The sequence below is a fragment of the Marinobacter sp. H13 genome, from assembly GCF_059072335.1.
Genome location: NZ_JCACRU010000001.1, coordinates 4081927 through 4101106, shown reverse-complemented (window position 1 = coordinate 4101106; position 19180 = coordinate 4081927). Strand labels below are relative to the sequence as shown.

At 54.3% G+C, this 19180-nt stretch carries 14 protein-coding genes and 1 pseudogene; 10 read left to right on the top strand and 5 right to left on the bottom strand.

The annotated features are described in order from the left end of the window. Nucleotides 1-146: 146 nt before the first annotated feature. The 6 genes from istA (at nt 147) to AC5JQH_RS19180 (ending at nt 8210) form a co-directional block, all read left to right on the top strand. Nucleotides 147-1691, top strand: a complete 1545-nt coding sequence (gene istA, locus AC5JQH_RS19205) for an IS21 family transposase (protein ID WP_493805878.1) — start codon at nt 147-149, stop codon at nt 1689-1691. Between the two features lie 14 nt (nt 1692-1705). Then, nucleotides 1706-2461, top strand: coding sequence for an IS21-like element helper ATPase IstB (istB, locus tag AC5JQH_RS19200; protein WP_493792073.1), 756 nt, complete (start codon nt 1706-1708; stop codon nt 2459-2461). Nucleotides 2462-2736: 275 nt separating this feature from the next. Beyond that, complete coding sequence (locus tag AC5JQH_RS19195) at nt 2737-3042, top strand: hypothetical protein (protein WP_139043652.1); 306 nt, start codon at nt 2737-2739, stop codon at nt 3040-3042. A 62-nt stretch (nt 3043-3104) separates the two neighbouring features. After that, on the top strand, nt 3105-6563 hold the full coding sequence (locus AC5JQH_RS19190) for an RHS repeat domain-containing protein (RefSeq protein WP_493805877.1): 3459 nt from the start codon (nt 3105-3107) through the stop codon (nt 6561-6563). A gap of 20 nt (nt 6564-6583) precedes the next feature. After that, on the top strand, nt 6584-7474 hold the full coding sequence (locus tag AC5JQH_RS19185; protein ID WP_493805876.1) for an RHS repeat domain-containing protein: 891 nt from the start codon (nt 6584-6586) through the stop codon (nt 7472-7474). A 328-nt stretch (nt 7475-7802) separates the two neighbouring features. Further along, on the top strand, nt 7803-8210 hold the full coding sequence (locus tag AC5JQH_RS19180; protein WP_139043667.1) for a hypothetical protein: 408 nt from the start codon (nt 7803-7805) through the stop codon (nt 8208-8210). On the opposite strand, the gene AC5JQH_RS19175 is transcribed toward AC5JQH_RS19180, so the two are convergent. After that, nucleotides 8193-8744, bottom strand: coding sequence for an RNA 2'-phosphotransferase (locus AC5JQH_RS19175; protein WP_008172787.1), 552 nt, complete (start codon nt 8742-8744; stop codon nt 8193-8195). The two genes, AC5JQH_RS19180 and AC5JQH_RS19175, sit on opposite strands and share 18 nt — an antisense overlap. A 313-nt stretch (nt 8745-9057) precedes the next feature. Then, nucleotides 9058-10095, bottom strand: coding sequence for a DNA-binding protein (locus tag AC5JQH_RS19170; RefSeq protein WP_008172791.1), 1038 nt, complete (start codon nt 10093-10095; stop codon nt 9058-9060). A 205-nt stretch (nt 10096-10300) separates the two neighbouring features. On the opposite strand from AC5JQH_RS19170, the gene AC5JQH_RS19165 reads away from it, so the two are divergent. The 4 genes and pseudogenes from AC5JQH_RS19165 to AC5JQH_RS19150 form a co-directional block, all read left to right on the top strand. Further along, nucleotides 10301-10795, top strand: a complete 495-nt coding sequence (locus tag AC5JQH_RS19165; protein WP_008172793.1) for a hypothetical protein — start codon at nt 10301-10303, stop codon at nt 10793-10795. Next, complete coding sequence (locus AC5JQH_RS19160; RefSeq protein WP_008172795.1) at nt 10785-12044, top strand: site-specific integrase; 1260 nt, start codon at nt 10785-10787, stop codon at nt 12042-12044. The genes AC5JQH_RS19165 and AC5JQH_RS19160 overlap by 11 nt, the downstream gene beginning before the upstream one ends. A gap of 7 nt (nt 12045-12051) precedes the next feature. Continuing rightward, nucleotides 12052-15081: a Tn3 family transposase gene (locus AC5JQH_RS19155; RefSeq protein WP_050898297.1), complete on the top strand. Its 3030-nt coding sequence runs from the start codon at nt 12052-12054 to the stop codon at nt 15079-15081. A gap of 81 nt (nt 15082-15162) precedes the next feature. Beyond that, nucleotides 15163-16161: pseudogene (locus AC5JQH_RS19150) on the top strand (ISL3-like element ISPpu12 family transposase); the annotation flags it as partial. A 42-nt stretch (nt 16162-16203) separates the two neighbouring features. On the opposite strand, the gene AC5JQH_RS19145 reads toward AC5JQH_RS19150, so the two are convergent. The 3 genes from AC5JQH_RS19145 to thcA form a co-directional block, all read right to left on the bottom strand. After that, nucleotides 16204-16596 carry a hypothetical protein gene (locus AC5JQH_RS19145; protein ID WP_493805875.1) on the bottom strand — a complete coding sequence of 131 codons (393 nt, stop codon included), beginning with the start codon at nt 16594-16596 and terminating at the stop codon, nt 16204-16206. A 1179-nt stretch (nt 16597-17775) separates the two neighbouring features. Beyond that, on the bottom strand, nt 17776-18345 hold the full coding sequence (locus AC5JQH_RS19140) for a toll/interleukin-1 receptor domain-containing protein (RefSeq protein ID WP_493805874.1): 570 nt from the start codon (nt 18343-18345) through the stop codon (nt 17776-17778). A 265-nt stretch (nt 18346-18610) separates the two neighbouring features. Next, on the bottom strand, nt 18611-19180 hold the full coding sequence (gene thcA, locus AC5JQH_RS19135) for a Thoeris type III anti-phage system protein ThcA (RefSeq protein ID WP_493805873.1): 570 nt from the start codon (nt 19178-19180) through the stop codon (nt 18611-18613).

Here is a 19180-nt window from a genome sequence, read left to right as displayed (position 1 = left end):
CGTGACCGATTTTGGACGTTTTTCCGGAATCGCTGGTCACGATGCCGGAATCCCCGGTCACGTTCCTCCGGAATCATTGCCAACACGCTGGAATTCTTCAACTTTGTCCGGCATACCCCTTCCTTTTTCATCACGAGGAAGGGCGGATGCCGGCAGCGAGGATTTCCATGCGACAGATCATCGAGGTCTTGCGCCTCAAGTACGAAGCGGGCCTGAGCCATGAGCGCATTGCCCGTGCCTGCGGACTCTCCAAGGGCGTGGTCGGCAAGTATGTCAGCCTGGCCACTGCGCAGGGCATCACCTGGCCGTTGCCGGAAGGCACGGATGAAGTACGGTTAGAGGCCCTGCTGTTCCCGGCCAAGACACCCCCATCTCGATTTGCTGAACCCGACTACTTCCAAGTCCACCAGGAACTCAAGACCAAGGGCGTCACCCTGCAATTGCTCTGGGCTGAGTACGTCGAACGCCACGGCGACAAGGCCCGCCGGTACAGTCAGTTCTGCCATCACTACCGGCTCTGGCGCGGCCGGCAGCGGCGCAGCATGCGCCAGGTCCACCGGGCCGGCGAGAAGATCTTTATCGACTACTGCGGTCCCACCGTGCCGGTGGTGGACCGCAGCACCGGCGAGATGCGTAAGGCCCAGGTCTTTGTGGCTGTGCTGGGCGCGTCCAGTTATACCTTCGCCGAGGCCACCTGGAGCCAGAGCCTGCCGGACTGGATCGCCTCCCACCAGCGGATGCTGGCGTTCTACGGTGGTGTGCCGGAACTGCTGGTTCCGGACAATCTCAAGGCAGCGGTCACCAAAGCAGACCGATACACGCCCCAGCTCAACGAGACCTACGCGGAACTGGCAACCCATTACCAGACGGCGGTCTTACCGGCCCGCCCCTACAAGCCCAAGGATAAGGCGAAGGCCGAAGCCGCTGTGCTGCTGGTTGAACGCTGGATCCTGGCCCGGTTGCGTCACCGAACGTTCTTCTCACTGGCCGAACTGAACTCGGCGATTGCAGACCTGCTACCGGCACTGAACCAGCGCCCGTTCCAGGGGCGCTCCGAGAGCCGCCAGAGCCTGTTCGAAGCGCTGGACCGACCTGCACTCAGGCCACTGCCGGCAACGTCCTACGTCTACGCCGAGTGGCGCAAGGCACGACCGGGCATCGACTACCACATCGAGATCGACAAACGCCTGTACAGCGTGCCTCACGCCCTGGTGGGTGTGAAGCTGGATGTTCGGGTGACCGATACGTCCGTTGAGGTCATGCACAAAGGACAACGGGTAGCCCTGCATCCTCGCCACGGCAAGAGCCGCTTCGTGACCCTGACCGAGCACATGCCCAAGTCCCATCAGGCCCATCAGAACTGGTCACCGGGACGGTTCCTGAACTGGGCCAGTGACATCGGTCCCGCCACGCTCGACGTGGTACAGCGACAGCTTAAGGATCGCCCTCATCCGGAGCATGGCTACCGATCATGCCTGGGGCTGTTGAACCTGAGTCGACGTTACAGCCGTGACCGGTTGGAGCAGGCCTGTAGTCGAGCACTAGCTATCAACTCGGCCAGCTACCAGAGCATCAGCTCGATCCTGAAACAGGGGCTGGATCAGCTCCCGTTACCCCTGGCCGAGGAGGAGTCGGAACTGACAGAGCTGCCAGTACACACCAACGTTCGCGGCCCCCGCTACTACCACTGATCCCGGAGAAACTGATGTTGACTCAAAACACCCTCGACGCCCTGCGCCAACTCAAACTGACCGGCATGTGCGATGCCCTGGAACAGCAGCGGGCACAGCCCGACACCCACGACCTGGCGTTCGAGGAACGCCTGGCCTTACTGATCGACCGGGAGGTGCTGCACCGGGAAAACCGCCGCCTGGAACGGCTGCTGAAGGCGGCCCGGTTGCGGGTCTCGGCCTGCGTGGAAGACATCGATTACCGCCACCCGAGAGGGCTGGAGCGCTCCCGTATGGCGGGGCTGGCCAGCTGTGACTGGATCCGCCAGTCCCTGAACCTGTGCATCACCGGGCCTACCGGTTGCGGCAAGACCTGGCTGGCGTGCGCCCTGGGCAACCAGGCCTGCCGGCAGGGGCTCTCAGTCCGTTATTTGCGGGTACCGCGCCTGTTCGAACAGCTGCGCATCGCCCACGGCGATGGCAGTTACGCCCGCCTGATGAACCAACTGTTGAAAACCGACCTGCTGATCCTGGATGACTGGGGGATGCAGAAGGTCACCGCACAACAACGCCAGGACCTGATGGAAGTGATTGAGGATCGGCACGGAAGAGGCTCAACCCTGATCGCTAGTCAGTTACCAACCGAACACTGGCACGACTACATCGGCTCCGCCACACTCGCAGACGCCATTCTGGACCGGCTTCTGCACGGCGCTCACCGACTCAATCTGAAGGGGGAATCACTGCGAAAAGCGAAAGCACAAAACACGGAATCGGTTGACCCATCGTGACCGCTCAGAGTACAAAACTAGCTCGAGGGTTGGCAGACAAACGTGAAAAATTCCCCAGAAACACGCCCAATCCATTGAATTTCCGAATTTTTGGGTAGGTTTTTTTTATCCAGCTTCATCCTCAACGCTCGGCCGAGCTTTGGACGCTCCCGACTTCTCCAAAATGTATCCGTTTCATGAAACATGTATCGTTTTGTAAATTCGTTTGGACAAAAGATCAACCCTAGCCTAGCTTGGATTGTACGGAAATTGACCAGCACACAGGGAGTGGATACATGAAATTTACCGCTATCAGTTTTACGTTTTTCGCACTGATTTCGTCAGTTGCGCTTGCAGAGAAACCGCGTGCAATACCGGACGGAGCTTCAGCGATTGAAAACCTGTCATTTACGGTAAGTGCTTCGGACAGAAATCCAGCTTCGGCGACAAGACAAGCCGCATCATTTGGTAAATCTCCGCAACAGCGACCCCCATCTTTTGCGCCGGCATCACTTAAAGCTCCCAAAGCCAATAAAACCATGGAGAAGCACGGAGCCAAAAAAATTAAGGTTCGCTCAGTGATTGCTGGCCCGAACTCTTAATTATCACTTGGCATCGTGAGTGATGCCTAGCCCCGAACGTCCAAACCACATGGAGGTGACTTATGTCATTCCGCATTCGAGTTGTGGCTTGCCTGATCGCAAGCACCGCGCTTGCGTCAACCGCCCAGGCCAACATCCGCGATTACTACGAAGAGCCGGGTTTGAACCCGTTCAAGGAAACTATCAACCAGAATTTCGGAGAAGAGATCGATCCCTTCTCGGGTCAACTGCAACTGAGCTATACGGATCTCGTCGTGCCCGGTAATGGTGGTTTCGATATCCGCATCAACCGGATTTACAACAACCCTCAAGACGCCTTTTTGCCATACAGCCCCTATGGCTACGGCTGGAGCATGCATTTTGGCCGCATTGCCGTCTCAGAAAGCAACGCGGATAAGGTTTGTAATCAGAATCTGTTTGCCGTGGATGTGCTCGACAACCCCTCTCTGGAGCTGGCCGACGGTAGTCGCCAGTTGCTGGTACTGGCGGATCAACACAGCCCTGAGCTAATTACCAAGCAGTGGTGGAGTGCGAATTGCAATAGCAGCAACGATGTGATTGTAAAATCGCCGGATGGCACCACCTACACCATGGATTACCGGGCCAACGACTCTGAGGGCCTGAAGATCTACGCGACCCGCATCGAGGATGCCAACGGCAACTGGATGACCATTGACTACAACACCAATGCGTTCAGCATCACCTACATTGAGTCGATTTCGACCAGTGACGGGCGCTCGGTCAATTACAGTTATGCGAATACCGGAAGCGACAACACTCGACTGACATCCATTACCGCCAATGGACAGACTTGGAGTTATAGCCACACCTATACCAACAACACTACGCCGGACTTTGCGCAGCTAACCACAGTGACCCGTCCAGACGGTGAGAGCTGGAACTACACTTATTACCCAATCACCACCAACGGTGATGCCGGCAGCCTCGCGATCGATACCGTGACCTACCCCTCTGGCGGCATCATCGACTACGACTATGACTATGTTTACTTCAACTTCGGTGCCCAGAAGGCAACAACGGTTGTGACTGGCAAGCAAAACAGCGGCCGCGACATAACGCCGGGCACTTGGTCCTACGCTTACACACCGGCCTACAACGGGCAGTATGGTTATGACGAAACCCACATGGTGGCACCGGACCATCAGCGCACTTTCTATCACATCGGCTACACCACCAGCGCCAATGTCTGGGAAATTGGTACCAAGCGTTACGAGGAAGTGTACGACCTTCAAGGAACGATGCTTGAACAGTACGCCTACCAGTACAGCAGCGCATTGCTATCCAATGAAAATTTCTGGCACGGGCGGGACACGACCAGAATTGATAACGATACGCAGGTTCCCCTACTGACCAATGTGACCCATTGGCGACAAGGCACCTCCGTACAAACCCAATACTCCAATTTCGATGCGTACGCCAAGCCGCAAACCATCGTTGAAACCACCAATACCACCGCCACTTCTGATCGGACTCGCACTCGTACCTACAGCCATTCAGCCAGCGACTGGATCCTCGGTCTGGTGACTCAGGAAACGATTGACTATCCCAACGGTGCGCCGGTCACCCAGTGGGTCACCGACAGAACTTACGACTCGGCCGGGAATATGCTGACGGAAGACAAGTCGGGCGTTTTGACCGCCTACACGTACACCCCTGAGGGCGACATTGCCTCGATCACCGATGCCAACAACCATGTAACTACCTTTTCAAATTATTACCGGGGCGCACCTCAGGTTATCAACCGGCCCGAAGCCATCTCCGAGACGCGGATTGTCAATGCGGACGGTACCTTGGCCTCGTCCACAAATGGTGAAGGACACATTACCTCCTACACCTGGGACGACCTGAACCGCCTGACCGGTATCGACTTCCCCATACACGCAGATGTTTTGATCAGCTACGATGACCAGTCGGCCGTATTGACCCGGGGAAACTACAAGGAAACCCGTTTCTTCGACGGCTTCTGGCGCGACCGTGGTATCAAGCGTGAAGACACCAGCTCCAATACGATGACCGAAGTCACCAAGGCCTGGGACGCGGTGGGTAATATGACCTTTGAGAGCTACCCCAACAGCGCTCAGGGCAGAACTATCGCCTACGATGCTCTGCAGCGAGTGACGAGCATCGACTTTCCCGATCAGACCTCGAAAACCTATTCCTACCCAAGCGGGTTTGAAATTCAAGAGGTGGATGAAAACGGCTATGTAACCACGAAGACCATCGCCAGCCATGGCACCATGGACGGCAGTTGGCTGATCTACATCTCGTCGCCCGAAAGCCTCGCGACCAGCATTTCCAGAAATGGTCTGGGCCAGGTTTACCGCGTCTTTCAGGGTGAAGTTCAGGACCAGGGTCTTTTTGGCTACGCTCGCCAGTACATTCATGATGCACGGGGTTTCCTGATGCAGGAAATCCATCAGGAGACAGGAACCACGGTCTATGGTCGCGACAACGTCGGAAATATGACGAGCAAGGAAATCGGTACCAGTGGCATTGTTGAAACGCGGACCTACGACGACCTGAACCGCCTGACCTCCATTTCCTACTCAGATGGCACGCCAACAGCCACCTTCACCTACGACGACAACAGTAACCTGAAATCGGTGACCAGTTCGGCGGCCAGCCGTAGCTATACCTACGATCAGAATGACAATCTGGAAAACGAATCATTGACTGTTGGAAGCGCCACCTACAACGTGACTTACGGCATTGATAATCTGGACCATCTGGCTTCAGTGACTTACCCCAGTGGACGCACAGTGAACTTTGGCACCAACGCCCTGGGCTGGCAAACCCAGGCAACGCCCTATGTGTCGTCGGTGGATCGTCACCCCTCTGGAGCGATCGACACCATGACCTTCGGTAACGGCGTTGTGACCACCCAGACCCTGGATAGCCGATTGCGGCCTGATACGTTGGTATCCAATAACGGCCAGGTGGATTTTGTCGACCTGGGCATGGGCTATGACAACGTCGGCAACGTCACCAACATCGTGGATAACGCTGGGTCACTCCACAACCGCACGATTGGCTATGACGATGTGAACCGAATGACGTCCGCAACTGGGTCCTGGGGTACCGAGACAATCACCTATGACGGCCGAGGCAACATTGATACCCGGGAGCGCAATGGAAGCCTGCAGGACTACTACTACAATTCTGACAGGTTGACGTACCGCGTCTTTCCAACCTTTTTTTACACTATCACTCATGACCTACGGGGCAACATGACCAGCGATGGCCCAAACATCATGGTCTATGACGGCGCGAACAACCTCGCTTCCATTGATAACGGTGCCAAGGTGATCGATTACACTTACGACGGCGCTAACACCCGCATCAGCCGGAGTACTCCCACAGACACCACCCATGTGTTGTACAGCCTGATGGGGGATCTGCTGGGTGAATACGATCCGTCAGGCGGTTTCAAGGAATACATCTACGTGGATTCGAAAACCGCCGCCAAGGCGGTGGATGACACCACTGTAGTTGGCCAGTAACGGTTAGGGAGGACATAACTATGACACGCACTATCTGGAACACGCTGGCCATCCTGGCCGTGCTCATCTTCACCGCCTTGCCCCTCAGTGCCGCTGAGGTGGTGACTTACTACCACAACGATCATCTGGGCTCGCCCATCGCGGCGACGGACAGTACTGGAGCTGTGGTGTGGCAGCAGGCTTATGACCCTTGGGGATTCAAGCTGACGACTAACACCGACGAACGTGGTTATACCGGTAACTGGCTGGACGAGGAGACAGGCCTGGCTGATCACAAAGCACGTTGGTATACCTCGTCGATTGGGCGATTCACGGGAATCGATCCCGTTAAATGGCACGAAACAAACATCCACTCTTTCAACCGCTATGCGTACGGGAATAACAATCCGTACAGCTATGCAGACCCCGATGGAGAACTGGCGTTTCCGGTTGTGCCAATACTCGCGGTGATGGCTTGGGAAGCTTTGGGAATAGGCCTTGAAGTCGCGACGATGGAGGAAACCTCCGACTCGATCAATCGTTCTGGTTCTGGAACCTTTGGGGTGACAGGTATCAAGCTTCTTGGCTCTTCAATGAAGATGGGATTGAAGGGTGCGAATGTTACAAAGGGAACATTCCAAGTTGGTAAATCAGTCGGTTCGGCCGCGACACGTATTTCTGTTCGAGGAGCTAGTCATTTAGCCGAAGGTTCTAAAGTTACGAATATCAGAAAAATAGCAGATGGGCGTGGAATTAGAGAGGTCGGGCGACTGGTTGAACAGTATGGAGGCAAAGCTAAAAATTGGTTGAAGCGATCAGGCGATGCAGATGTGGTTACGACGTCTGGAAATGTCAGGAGAGCAGAAGTCCATTGGTATGAAGCTCATGGTGTAGGTAAAGTTGAATTTAAGGTAAAGACATGGCTGGATTAAAAGTACGATGCGTCTCTATAAAACCTTACTTAGATGAGAAGCCAGATGGAAGCTTCGTCGAAGGAGAGTTCGAGGGAGAAATGATCAGCTTAACGTTGAATAAGATTTACGATGTCGTAGAGCAAGATGATGAATATTACAGAATAGTTGATGACACAGATGAGGACTATTTGTATCCGAAATCGATGTTTGAGGTTATTTAAAACAGGCATAGTCCTCCTGTAATTTTACAGCTTACGAAGCAAGGCTGACCGGGCAACTTAACCGTAATAGTGAGGTGGACCCGATCAGGGGATACCAACTGTAAGGCGAAGTGGTGGTAACTAATATGGTCAGCACTGCTGAATGCTATACATTACCGGAACCCTCAACATCCTCAGTATCAGGTGTTCGGCTAGAGTTCCCTGGCGGCATTCTCTGTCTTTATTTTGACTACGACAGGGATGGCATTATCTATAATACTGGTCTGCGTTTCGAAAAAGTTAGAGCGCATTCCCATGTTGCCGAAATGCATTGTCCTGCGTGGAAAATAGAAAATGCTTACGACAAACTGGTCAAGCTTTCAGAATCTACATGGATCGACGAACTAATTGAATCGACGTCAAGTGATCACCGAGATTCATGGATTCTTAATCACTATATGATCTATTTTGATAGTGATGGCTGTTATGAAATTATAGCTGATTCGTGGGAAGTCTTGCCGGAGAAAGAAGGCTCTCTAAACAATAACCGTTAAGAAATTGGCTGGTACATATTCTGTTAACCAGACTTTATTCTTGGATAGGAAGAACTTAAATCCCTGCTGGTGCATAGCGCTAGCAGGGATTTCTATAATAGAAGGCTTGCCATAGCGCTTCCCAACCGCAGTAGCTGTTTCGATATCTGATGACAAGTGTACGTGATGTCGCTTCCCTGGTTTTAATCCCTCCCGTTTTATTGAATCTAAAAACCGAGTAGCAGTTCCATGATAAAGTACTGCTGGTGGTTTTTCCGGAATGAGTTGTAAATCTACTTTAATTGAGTGACCTTGGTTAGCACGAATATATTGGTTATCATAAGAAAGTGAAAAACGTTTTTTTTCATTATCGATGACGACCTGTCTGATAAGTGCAGGTGTGAGTGTGATTTGTGGTTTGGCTTTCTCGATAATATCGGCAACCGATGCCCATCCTTTATCATCAAGCGTTAGGTTAATAGCCTCGGGCTTATGTCGAAGCACATAGCTTAAAAATTTACTGACCTTGGTGAAGTCTTGTTCCGGTTTTCTCAAAGTTAGTCGACCCTGCGAAAAATCTGTTTTCTGATAACAAGCAATTCACCGGCTTCTGCTGATCCATCCGGAAACGCCGTGTCTGAACATAAAATAGTCAATATCAGGAGTAAATACCGCCCGTTTTCATAGGGCCAAAATAGCTCGGCGAGCATCTTCAGGTTCACGCCTGCGCCGCACTGGGAAAACTGGTCCCTCATTTTACACCATCACCCACTACACCTGGGAATAGGAATCGTACAAGCTGCCTTCACTGATATGCTGGAAGTGAACACCTGATGAAGCTCCCTTCCTATGGCGCAGGCAACATAAACTATTTTTTCAACGCTTTGTGGCTATTTTGGGACTTTTTTTCACGTTTGTCTGCCAACCCTCTAATCGTCTCGTCGGAATCGTTGCCAGCGCTCAAACGATCCAACAGCTCATTCTTCACGCTCAGCTCGGTTTCAAGCTGCTGAACCCTCGCTTTCAGTTGGTCGTTCACGCGCTGCTGCTTTTCAAGGGCAGTCTTCCGTTGGCGTAACGCTGCGGCTTGCTGTTCTAGCCGCACCGTTTTGTCGGCCAGACGACGATTTTCGCGCTCCCGCTCGCCAAGTTGCTGCGTCAACTGATCCGACTGCTTTCGAACTTCAGTCACCTCCGTGAACAGCCGGGTAATCTCCCGGGTGGCCTGGGCCTGCTCGTCGCGTTTCACGGCCAGGGCTTGTTGCAGATGGCGTTGCTCTTCCTGGACTTGCTGGATCTGCTGCTCATGCCGCCGCTGATCCTGCTCGCGCTGCTCTTGCACGGAGCCGCGATAGTGCTCTAGTGCCTCGCGGGCATGTCCGTGCTTTTCTTCCAGCGAGTCTACCTGGCGCTGCTTGTCCTGAACCTGCTCAGTCAGACTTTCAATGCGTTGGGCCTGTGCGCGGTTATCGCCTTCGAGTGTCGAGAGCGCCTTCTGAAGCCAGCGGACGTCGGCCTGTAACGCATCCCGCTCCTGAGTCAGCGATTCGTTCTGCGCCTGGTGTTGCCGGATCTCAGCGGTCTGTGCCTTGAGGGTCTCCTGCAAGCTGGCGATCTCGGCCTTGTGGTGTTGTTCAGCCTGTTCGATGGTCTCCTGCGCGTCCTGGCGTAATTGCCTGGCGAGTCGGCCGACCAACTCGGTAACGTGGTTACTCAGAAGCGCCTCATCATCCAGACGAGTGCTTTCTCGCGCCTCAATCGCTTTCAGATGGTTGCTGATGGTGGTCTTTGAGCCGGTGTTGCCCAATTCGGCGCGTATGGCGTCGATAGAGGGGCGAACATTGCGAGCCAGAAGACGTTTGCGGGCGTCCTCGACCAGGGGTTGGGTGATGCCGCCTCGGGCCATGATGGTGTCCTCATGCTTATTTCTTACTGTGTTACGTAATACGTAATTACATACTATATAAGTTAGAAATATAGTTGATAAGCAGAATAAAATAAACATGTGATAATCCAGCGTTATCCATTGTGATGCCCGTTTCAGCGGCTATACTGACTCACGACCGGTACGATATGGCCCCGGACGAAGGCCACGCAGCAGGAGGTCACACATGCACACACAAGCCGATCCACTGGATCAGGTGTTTGCCTTCCGGGCGTTTGATTTTCGCAACCGGTTTCCCGCCCCATTACCAAGCTTTCGTGCGGCCCTTGAATGTCTGCAAAGCGAGGACGCCTATTTGCCGGACGTTGACGCGGAGATCAGGGCCTACCTCAAAGACGGACGATCAATCGCGATTCCAAACAGTTTCCTCTGGGTGGAGCACAAGCAGTTCGGTTCATTGGCTGAGGCGCAAAGCTGGGTTCAAGGCCGTCAGGATAGAGCAGCCACGGGGTCTACGCTGGACAGGCTGTCTGGCTCACTGATCGCCAATCCCGACGATCCATTCGATCAACAGGTGCGCGATGCCATGGCCAAGACGTTCACAAAGATGGTTTCAAGCGCGGACAACGATGCTGTGTGCGAGTCGGTCGAGCGCTGGTTAACAGAAGCAATAGCGGCATTGCCGACATCGAACGAGGCGGGTGGGCCCAATGACGATTGATCGGTACGTTCGGGCGGCGACCCGCGACAACACCCGACGCAGCTACCGATCCGCCGTCGAGCATTTTGAGGTGACCTGGGGCGGGTTTTTACCGGCAACCGCCGATAGTGTCGCTCGCTATCTGGCCGATCATGCCGAACGGCTGTCGGCCGCTACCCTGAAGCAGCGCCTGGCGGCGCTGGCTCGCTGGCATCGGGATCAGGGGTTCCCAGACCCAACCAAAGCCCCGTTGGTACGCACGGTATTGAAGGGCATTCGCGAAGAGCATCCGTACCGGCAAAAACAGGCCAAGCCCCTGGCCATCACCCAGCTCCAGCAACTGGATCAGTGGCTGTCCCGACAGATCGCGCAGGCCCGTCAGCACGATTCACGGCGTCTCGGGGTCTGGTTGCGTAACCGGGCCATGGTCCTGCTCGGGTTCTGGCGCGCCTTTCGCAGTGATGAACTCTGTCGGTTAACCATTGAAGACATCACGCTGGCCCCCGGTGCCGGTATGTCCCTGTACCTGCGGAGAAGTAAGGGGGATCGTCAGGCCGAAGGGCGTCTGTATAAAGTGCCCGCTCTGAGGCAGTGTTGTCCGGTCGAGGCCTGTCAGGATTGGCTGGATTTTCTGAATCAACCCAGCGGAGCCCTGTTCAGGGCGATTGATCGCTGGGGGAACCTGTCGGACGTGTCATTGCACCCGAACAGCGTCGTGCCGCTGCTGCGCCAGCTCTTGTCTGACGCGGGCATTGATGCCGTGGAAGCGTTCAGCAGCCATTCACTACGACGCGGGTTTGCCACCTGGGCCAGCGCTTCAGGCTGGGAAATCAAAGCGCTGATGGAATACGTCGGTTGGCGGGATACCCAAACCGCCTTGCGTTACATCGAAGCCAAGTCACCGTTCGAGCAGGCCCTGATGCAGATTCCAACCGAAATGGCGTCACCGGTTGGCCAGCCGCGCCTGGCTAGCGCATCCCAACCGCGCTTACGGGCCTTGACCGTCCAGCTTACTCTGGAGCCACAGCGCCCGCGCAGCCGCAAACACTACCAGGCCCGCACGGTGATCGAAGCCCATTGCCTGAAACCGTTCGAGGTGGAACACCAGACCGATGGACACTACCGCATCGAGGTGCCTGCAACGTCGGATGAGCATCTGGACGAAACGATGGACGACCTGATCGATGAGATACACCGTATAGCATCCGACAAAGCCTGCTGGGTGGAGACACTGATCACGGACCCGGCCACCGGGCAGACATGGGATTGAGTCGATCATGAGTGCGATCCAGGATACGGCTTATCCACGGTTTCGGTCGGGTATCCCACAACACGAACTTGATACCGTTTACACGCCCGCACCTAACGAGCAACGCTGGGCTCGTCGACGTGCTAAACAACTTCAACAACGCTTCTTTTTGCTGTTGCACCTGAAAGCTTATCAGAAACAGGGCTTTTTCTGCGCGACGGTTGATTTGCCTTCCGACTTGAGTGGCTACATCGCTAAACGCCTCGGCCTTCAAAAACGACCGACCAAGATCCAGCAGAGGCAGTATGATCAATCCAGTGCCCGTGATCGCCACATCAATTGGATTCGGGCCTATGTCGGCAGCCGAGTCTTGAACGATGAAGACCGCCTCTGGCTCGCAAATCAAGCCATATATGCCGCCGAGTCCCGCGAGGTGCTGGCTGATGTTATCAACATCCTCCTCGAAGAGCTGGTGCGTCACCGTTTTGAGATTCCCGGCTTCACAGTGCTTTTGCGGCTTGCCAAGGATGCCCGGGCCACCGTGAACGACCGCTGTTACCGATCCATCGTCAGCGAACTGACCGACGACACAAAGGCACTGGTCAACGACTTGCTGGTCTCACCACCGGGGATTGAGATCAGCGGTTGGCAGCGTCTGAAGCGAGAAATTCGCAAGCCGACCAACAAAGAGATCCGGTCCTACCTGCAACACCTCAAGTGGCTCAGGGATATCGTCGAGCGATTACCGAGTGTCCAATCCATTCCCGTGACCAAACGGCGGCAGTTCGCCAATGAAGCAAGAGCGCTGGACGTGGCGAGAATGGCCCGCATCCCCGCACGCAAACGCTATGCCCTGGCGGTCGTCCTGATCCGGCAACAGTATGCCCAGGCACTGGACGATACGGCCGAGCTTCTGATCAAGCTGATGAGGCAACTGGAAACCACCGCCCAGCAAAACCTGCTGACCTATCAAATGGAGCAGACCCAGCGCACGGATCGACTCGTGTCCTGCTTTAAAGACGTGCTGACCGCCATGGAAGCCGAGCCAAACCCGTGGCAGTCACTTCAGGCCGTGGTCGGAGACAAGCGCCAGGAGTGGCTGGACGAATGCGAGGAACATCTGGCCTACGCGGGCAATAACTACCTGCCTTTCATGTTGCGACCGTTTCGAGCCAAACGCAGCCTGCTGTACAACTGCCTGGACATACTGACGTTTCAAAGCACCTCCAGCGACACCTTGTCGATTCAACTGATTGAGCTGCTCCGAAAAACCCGTTCGCTGAAAGCCGAGACGCTGGATTTGCGCGTCCATGCGCCGGATCTGGTCGAAAACATTCAGCAGACAAAGTGGACGCTCGATAAGTGGCGACGTCTGATTTTCATCCGTCCGGACAGCCTGACGGTTCACCGTAAATATTTTGAATTGGCCGTTTTGAATCTGGTGAAACAGGAACTGAAGTCAGCGGACCTGGCGGTTGTTCACGGAGATCGGTTCGACGACCATCGGGATCAACTGGTGAGCTGGTCGGGTTACGAACAGGAAATTGACCAGTACGGGTTGGAAGTGGAGCTCCCCATGGAACCGAAGGCGCTGATTAGCCACCTCAAGGATCAGCTGACTCAGGTGAGCCGCTCGGTGGACGCCGCCTTCCCGGACAACACACACGCCACCATTGAAGACGGCCGCATTGTCATCAAGCGGAATCAGAAGCAGGGACTGCCGACGAATTGGCAGGCCCTTGATGACGACATCACACGTCGGCTTGGCACCCGCAGCATCGTCGACGTTCTGGTGGATGCAGAGCGTTGGCTTGGGCTACACCGGGAATTCGGGCCACTGTCAGGCTATGAGGGGCGCGTTGAAGACCCCCGGTTACGCTTCATCGCGACGCTTTTCTGCTACGGCTGCAATCTGGGGCCCTCCCAGACCGCCGACTCTATTAAACAGCTGAACCGCCGCCAGATAGCCTGGCTCAACCTTAACCACGTGACCGAAGACAGGCTGGACCGCGCTATCGTCAAGGTCATCAACGCGTATAAGAAATACGAACTGCCCGGATACTGGGGGACAGGGCGGCGGGCCGCCGCCGATGGCACCAAATGGAATCTTTACGAGCAAAACCTGCTCAGCGAGTACCACATACGCTATGGCGGCTACGGCGGCATCGGTTACTACCACGTCTCGGACACCTACATCGCGCTGTTCAGTCATTTCATCCCCTGTGGCGTTCACGAAGCGGTGTACATCCTCGACGGACTGCTGAAAAACCAGAGCGATATTCAGCCGGATTCCTTACACGGTGATACGCAGGCCCAGAGCTATCCTGTGTTCGGACTGTCGTACCTACTGGGCATCAAGCTGATGCCGCGTATCCGGAACCTCAAGGATCTGAACTTTTACCGGCCTGACCGGCGATTTCGCTACGCCCATATCGAAGAACTGTTCAACGGCCATATCGACTGGGCACGGATTGAACGGCATCTGCCGGATATGTTGCGCGTGGCCGTGTCCATCAAGTTGGGTAAAATCACGGCATCAACCATTCTGAGACGGTTGGGAACCTACAGTCGCAAGAACAAGCTGTATTTCGCCTTCCGGGAGCTGGGAAAGGTCGTGCGCACCGGCTTCCTGCTCAATTACATCGACGACGTGGAGCTGCGCCAGACCATTCACGCCGCAACCAACAAGAACGAGCAGTTTAACGGGTTTGCAAAATGGAGCTTCTTTGGTGGCTCGGGCATCATTGCCGCCAACCTCCGGCATGAGCAGCAAAAAGTGGTGAAGTACAACCACCTGGTGGCGAATATGCTGATCCTGCACAACGTCGAAGCCCTCAGCCGGGTATTGCGCGACATGGCCGCAGAAGGGATTGCCATCACAGAGGATGTTCTGAAAGCGTTATCGCCGTACCGAACCCGTCATATCAATCGCTTCGGGGACTACACGCTGGATCTGAAGCGACCGGTGGGGCAGCAGCTATTTGATTTGAAACTGGCTGAACTTGCCTCTCAGGGAGCGTCCAAAGCTCGGCCGAGCGTTGAGGATGGAACTGAATAAATAATTTGACCTAAAGATTTCTTATTTCAATGGCTTGGGCGTGTTTCTGGGGAATTTTTCACGTTTGTCTGCCAACCCTCTATGACACTGCGGCTGCATGAGTACGTGGAGAAGGAATCCTTCAACCACCCCTACACCTTTGTGGCGGCACAGACCGGCCTGGACGAGAAGACGGTGCGCGACATCTTCAACGCCCGCGCCGAGTTCCTGGGGCGCTGGCACCGCTTCGAGACGCCCCGCATCCTGGGCATTGACGAGCTATACCTGAACAAGCGCTACCGCTGCATTCTGACCAACATTGAGGAGCGAACCCTGCTCGACCTGCTGGCCACCCGCCGCCAGAACGTGGTGACCAACTACCTGATGAAGCTGAAAGACCGGCAGAAGGTCGAGATCGTCAGCATGGACATGTGGAACCCCTACCGGGCAGCGGTCAAGGCTGTGCTGCCCCAGGCCCGTATCGTGGTCGATAAGTTCCATGTGGTGCGCATGGCCAACGATGCCCTAGAGAGAGTGCGCAAGGGCCTCAGAAAGGAGCTGAAACCGTCCCAGAGCCGGACTCTCAAGGGAGACCGGAAAATCCTGCTGAAACGCGCTCACGAAGTCTCAGACCGGGAGCGCCTCATCATGGAGACCTGGACAGGCGCGTTCCCGCAACTGCTGGCCGCCTACGAGCACAAGGAGCGCTTCTACGGCATCTGGGACGCCACCACACGGCTCCAGGCAGAAGCCGCCCTGGACGAGTGGATAGCCACCATCCCGAAGGGCCAAAAGGAAGTCTGGAGCGATCTGGTCAGGGCAGTGGGAAACTGGCGCGAAGAGACCATGACCTACTTCGAGACGGACATGCCCGTCACCAACGCTTACACGGAGTCCATCAACCGACTGGCCAAGGACAAGAACCGTGAAGGGCGCGGTTACTCCTTCGAGGTGATGCGGGCACGAATGCTCTACACCACGAAGCACAAGAAGAAGGCACCGACTGCGAAGGTCTCTCCTTTCTACAAGAAAACCATCGGTTACGGACTGCCGGACTTCGCAGAGGAACTCAACTACGGAGTCGATCTATCAACCATCTGAGGGTGGTATCAGATTGATGGGGTGAAGGTGCCCCATCAACCATTAAATCCGTATACCCGATTTACAAAGCCCATCAAAGGCCTCCGGGTACTTGCCTGCAATCCAGACAGAGTACGGCCGATTGCGACCATCAGGCATCGCAAGTTCCTTCATGAACAGAACGAAGTCATCCCCAGTTGCTGGATTCTTTACGTCTACTGTCCACGACATAGTCCCATCTGTACCTGACTTTGGCTCTTTGAGACTGAACAAAGCATCTACCATTGGGCTTTGAGCCTGCTCGATGTCATCAAATGCACCCAGTTGGTTACACCGGTACTGAAGAAGCTTTGCAAGCGCGGCCGTTGATGACGGGACGGAGGTGGCCACACCTTCCGGAGGGAAGGCCATGCTAAACCCATCACCGCTTGTTCGACTCAGCGCCTCAAGCTTCATTTCCAACCACTTCCGATCGAAAGATCGCATATCTGTAGACAGCGTCTTCGCCAAAGCCCCGCAGGCGGAGTATATAGTGAATTTTGTGTACTTCTGTTGGTGAGTGAGTGAATGCCCCATAAGCAAAGGCTTTTGGGGCATTTTTAGTTTTTACACGGTATGTAATTTGGTGTGTAAAATAGGAGCACTTGCTCCAAGGGCTCTGCCCTCTCGCCGCAAGCGGCGATTCACCCGAGGTATTTCACGACCAGCGATGTGATCCAGTGAGAGCACAGATACAGATAACTTCCTCGGGGATGCTTAAAAGTGAGCAATGGTCGTACCACCATACTCATACTGTAGCTGGAGGATGCCACAATAAATTGGCCGCCCGTAGCTTTGGTCGCAAAGCGAACATTAAGGCAGGACGATTAACGCCGCGCTCTGCGGCAAATTTGGAGAGCAGCGGAAAATTTGTCCGACAGAAGCGCCTTATGTACGCCCAGCATGGGCATGAACTAATGGGGTGAAAGTTCCCTGTGGGAAGATTACCGCTCAGTCGGTTTTACCCGATTGAACGCTAACCGCTAGCGGATGGCAAGAGCCAACCCGCGAGGGCTGGTCTGAAGGAAGCCGCTAGCAAAGCTGCGAGCTGATGAACAAGAGCATCATATGAGGCGTAGGCTGGAGGCCAGTTGGTACAAGACGACGAAGCCAGGTGATCTAAATGATGCAGCAGTGCAGTGACAGTGCATGCTCTTATCTGGGGAGATCTGCTCAACAAGCGATCAGTCAATTACCAGTCAGGCCTCTGGTCGATCAAGCCTGGGCGCAGCCGTTGCCATCGGCGGTTGCGAGTGAACGAGGTGGACACCGATAGCGCCGATGGGGATAACCCCACCGGCGATTGAGAAGAAGTCAGCAGACGGCATAGCAGCCAAATGCCCAGCGTAATGGCTGGGACACGGTGAAGGCTTGAACTCGGAAATCAATGAGGAGCCTGTGCAGCTCAACTGCTCTATATCCGACCGGGCCCAGGAGCGTTGGTGCAAAATCGAAGCCGTCATTGGGGTAAGAAGGAGGTAATCGGCCATTTTACTCTAAACATTTCCTGGAAACGCCCTGTGTGGTCCCGCATGCAGGGTGTTGTGGGGGCTGAGGTTTAGAAACCCTCGGCTTCCCGATTAGGTATATCCTGCTTCACTTCGGCTTTTCCCCTTGCATCCAATCTCCAAGCGTAACCCAGGATCCGATTCCTCTATGTATATAAAAACTATCTCCAGTTAGATCTAAATAAGGGTATAAGCCAAGGTATTCTCTTCCGTCAAACTCTTCATCATCTTCGATAATTGGCGCAACGGATACCCTTCCAGTACGCGCATCCATATACCCCAATTCCCATGGCATCCAAACCGATTTTTCTGCGGAATCTGAAGTTAAATAGATTAAAGATGAGCAGTTATTCATTCTATTTCTCAGCACTGTCGCTGTATATTCGCTTACTTTTCCTCTATCCAACTGCTCATCCTCAATCCAGTCAACATATACGGAATACCCTTTTTCTATTAGCATGCCTCTGATTTGCTTTACTATTCGCGCATCCGAATATGCATGAGAAAGAAAAATGTCATAATGCTCAGAAAAAGAGAATGATTCAAATGCTTTTTGAAGGCTATCTGCTGCCCAGCGTCGTTCACTGGCCTCTTCTAATAATGTTGTTTGTGCGGCGTTGTAGCGGCGGAGTATCTCGGATTTACGAATTATAGCCATTCTTCTTCTCGTCTAAACCCGGCACCCTACTCGCCCAAAGAGTAACGACGTGATGCAGGTGTTTGGTGAATTTTCTTCACTATGAGTTTGATTTACGGTTACGGGTTACTTCATCAACCGCATTTGGAAGGTGTTTAGCAATCCAAGCGTATCTCTCTTTATTGGTAGCGCTTAGCGAGTTATAGCGCACTTGCTTCAATTTCGATCGCATGAAACCCGAGACGACTCACACCTGGATCAGAAAAAACTGGGCTTCACGATATGACTATTGAGCCGGTATATAACGACTAAATAGCGTGGCGAAATCTATGTCTTCGAGCTCCCGCCCAGTGAAATAGCCATTATCCCGAGCGAGATTAAGTGCTGCACCGCCTGGTGCGGCAACTGGTAAAACGAAAGCCTCAGGACTAAAACGCCTGAAAATGTCGTATTCAACCTCAACACCATCCATCCCACCAATAAACACGGCTCCGATCAGATCATCTCTAGAGAGCATCTGCTCGCGCATCAGTTGTAAGCTACCGTGGATGTCGCCGGGCACGGGATCGGTATAAACTACGTTGTCAAACCGCTGATTCTCATCCGGGTAGCGGCCCTCAAAAAAGCGGCTTTGATACAGAATCACAGAGTTTGTGTAGTCAACCGCTAGATCCTCGCAGATGCTCCAGATCATTGGGGTAATGGCAGGATGGCCGCCCCATACAATCTTGTGCCGGCGAACGGTAGCGATGGCTAGTTCGCGAACGGCGCACTGGATAAGAAACGGGTCAGCGGTCTCGTAGTACTGCCCTCGTCCGATCACAGGGATGCTTGCTGAGAGGAAAATCGCGCCCAT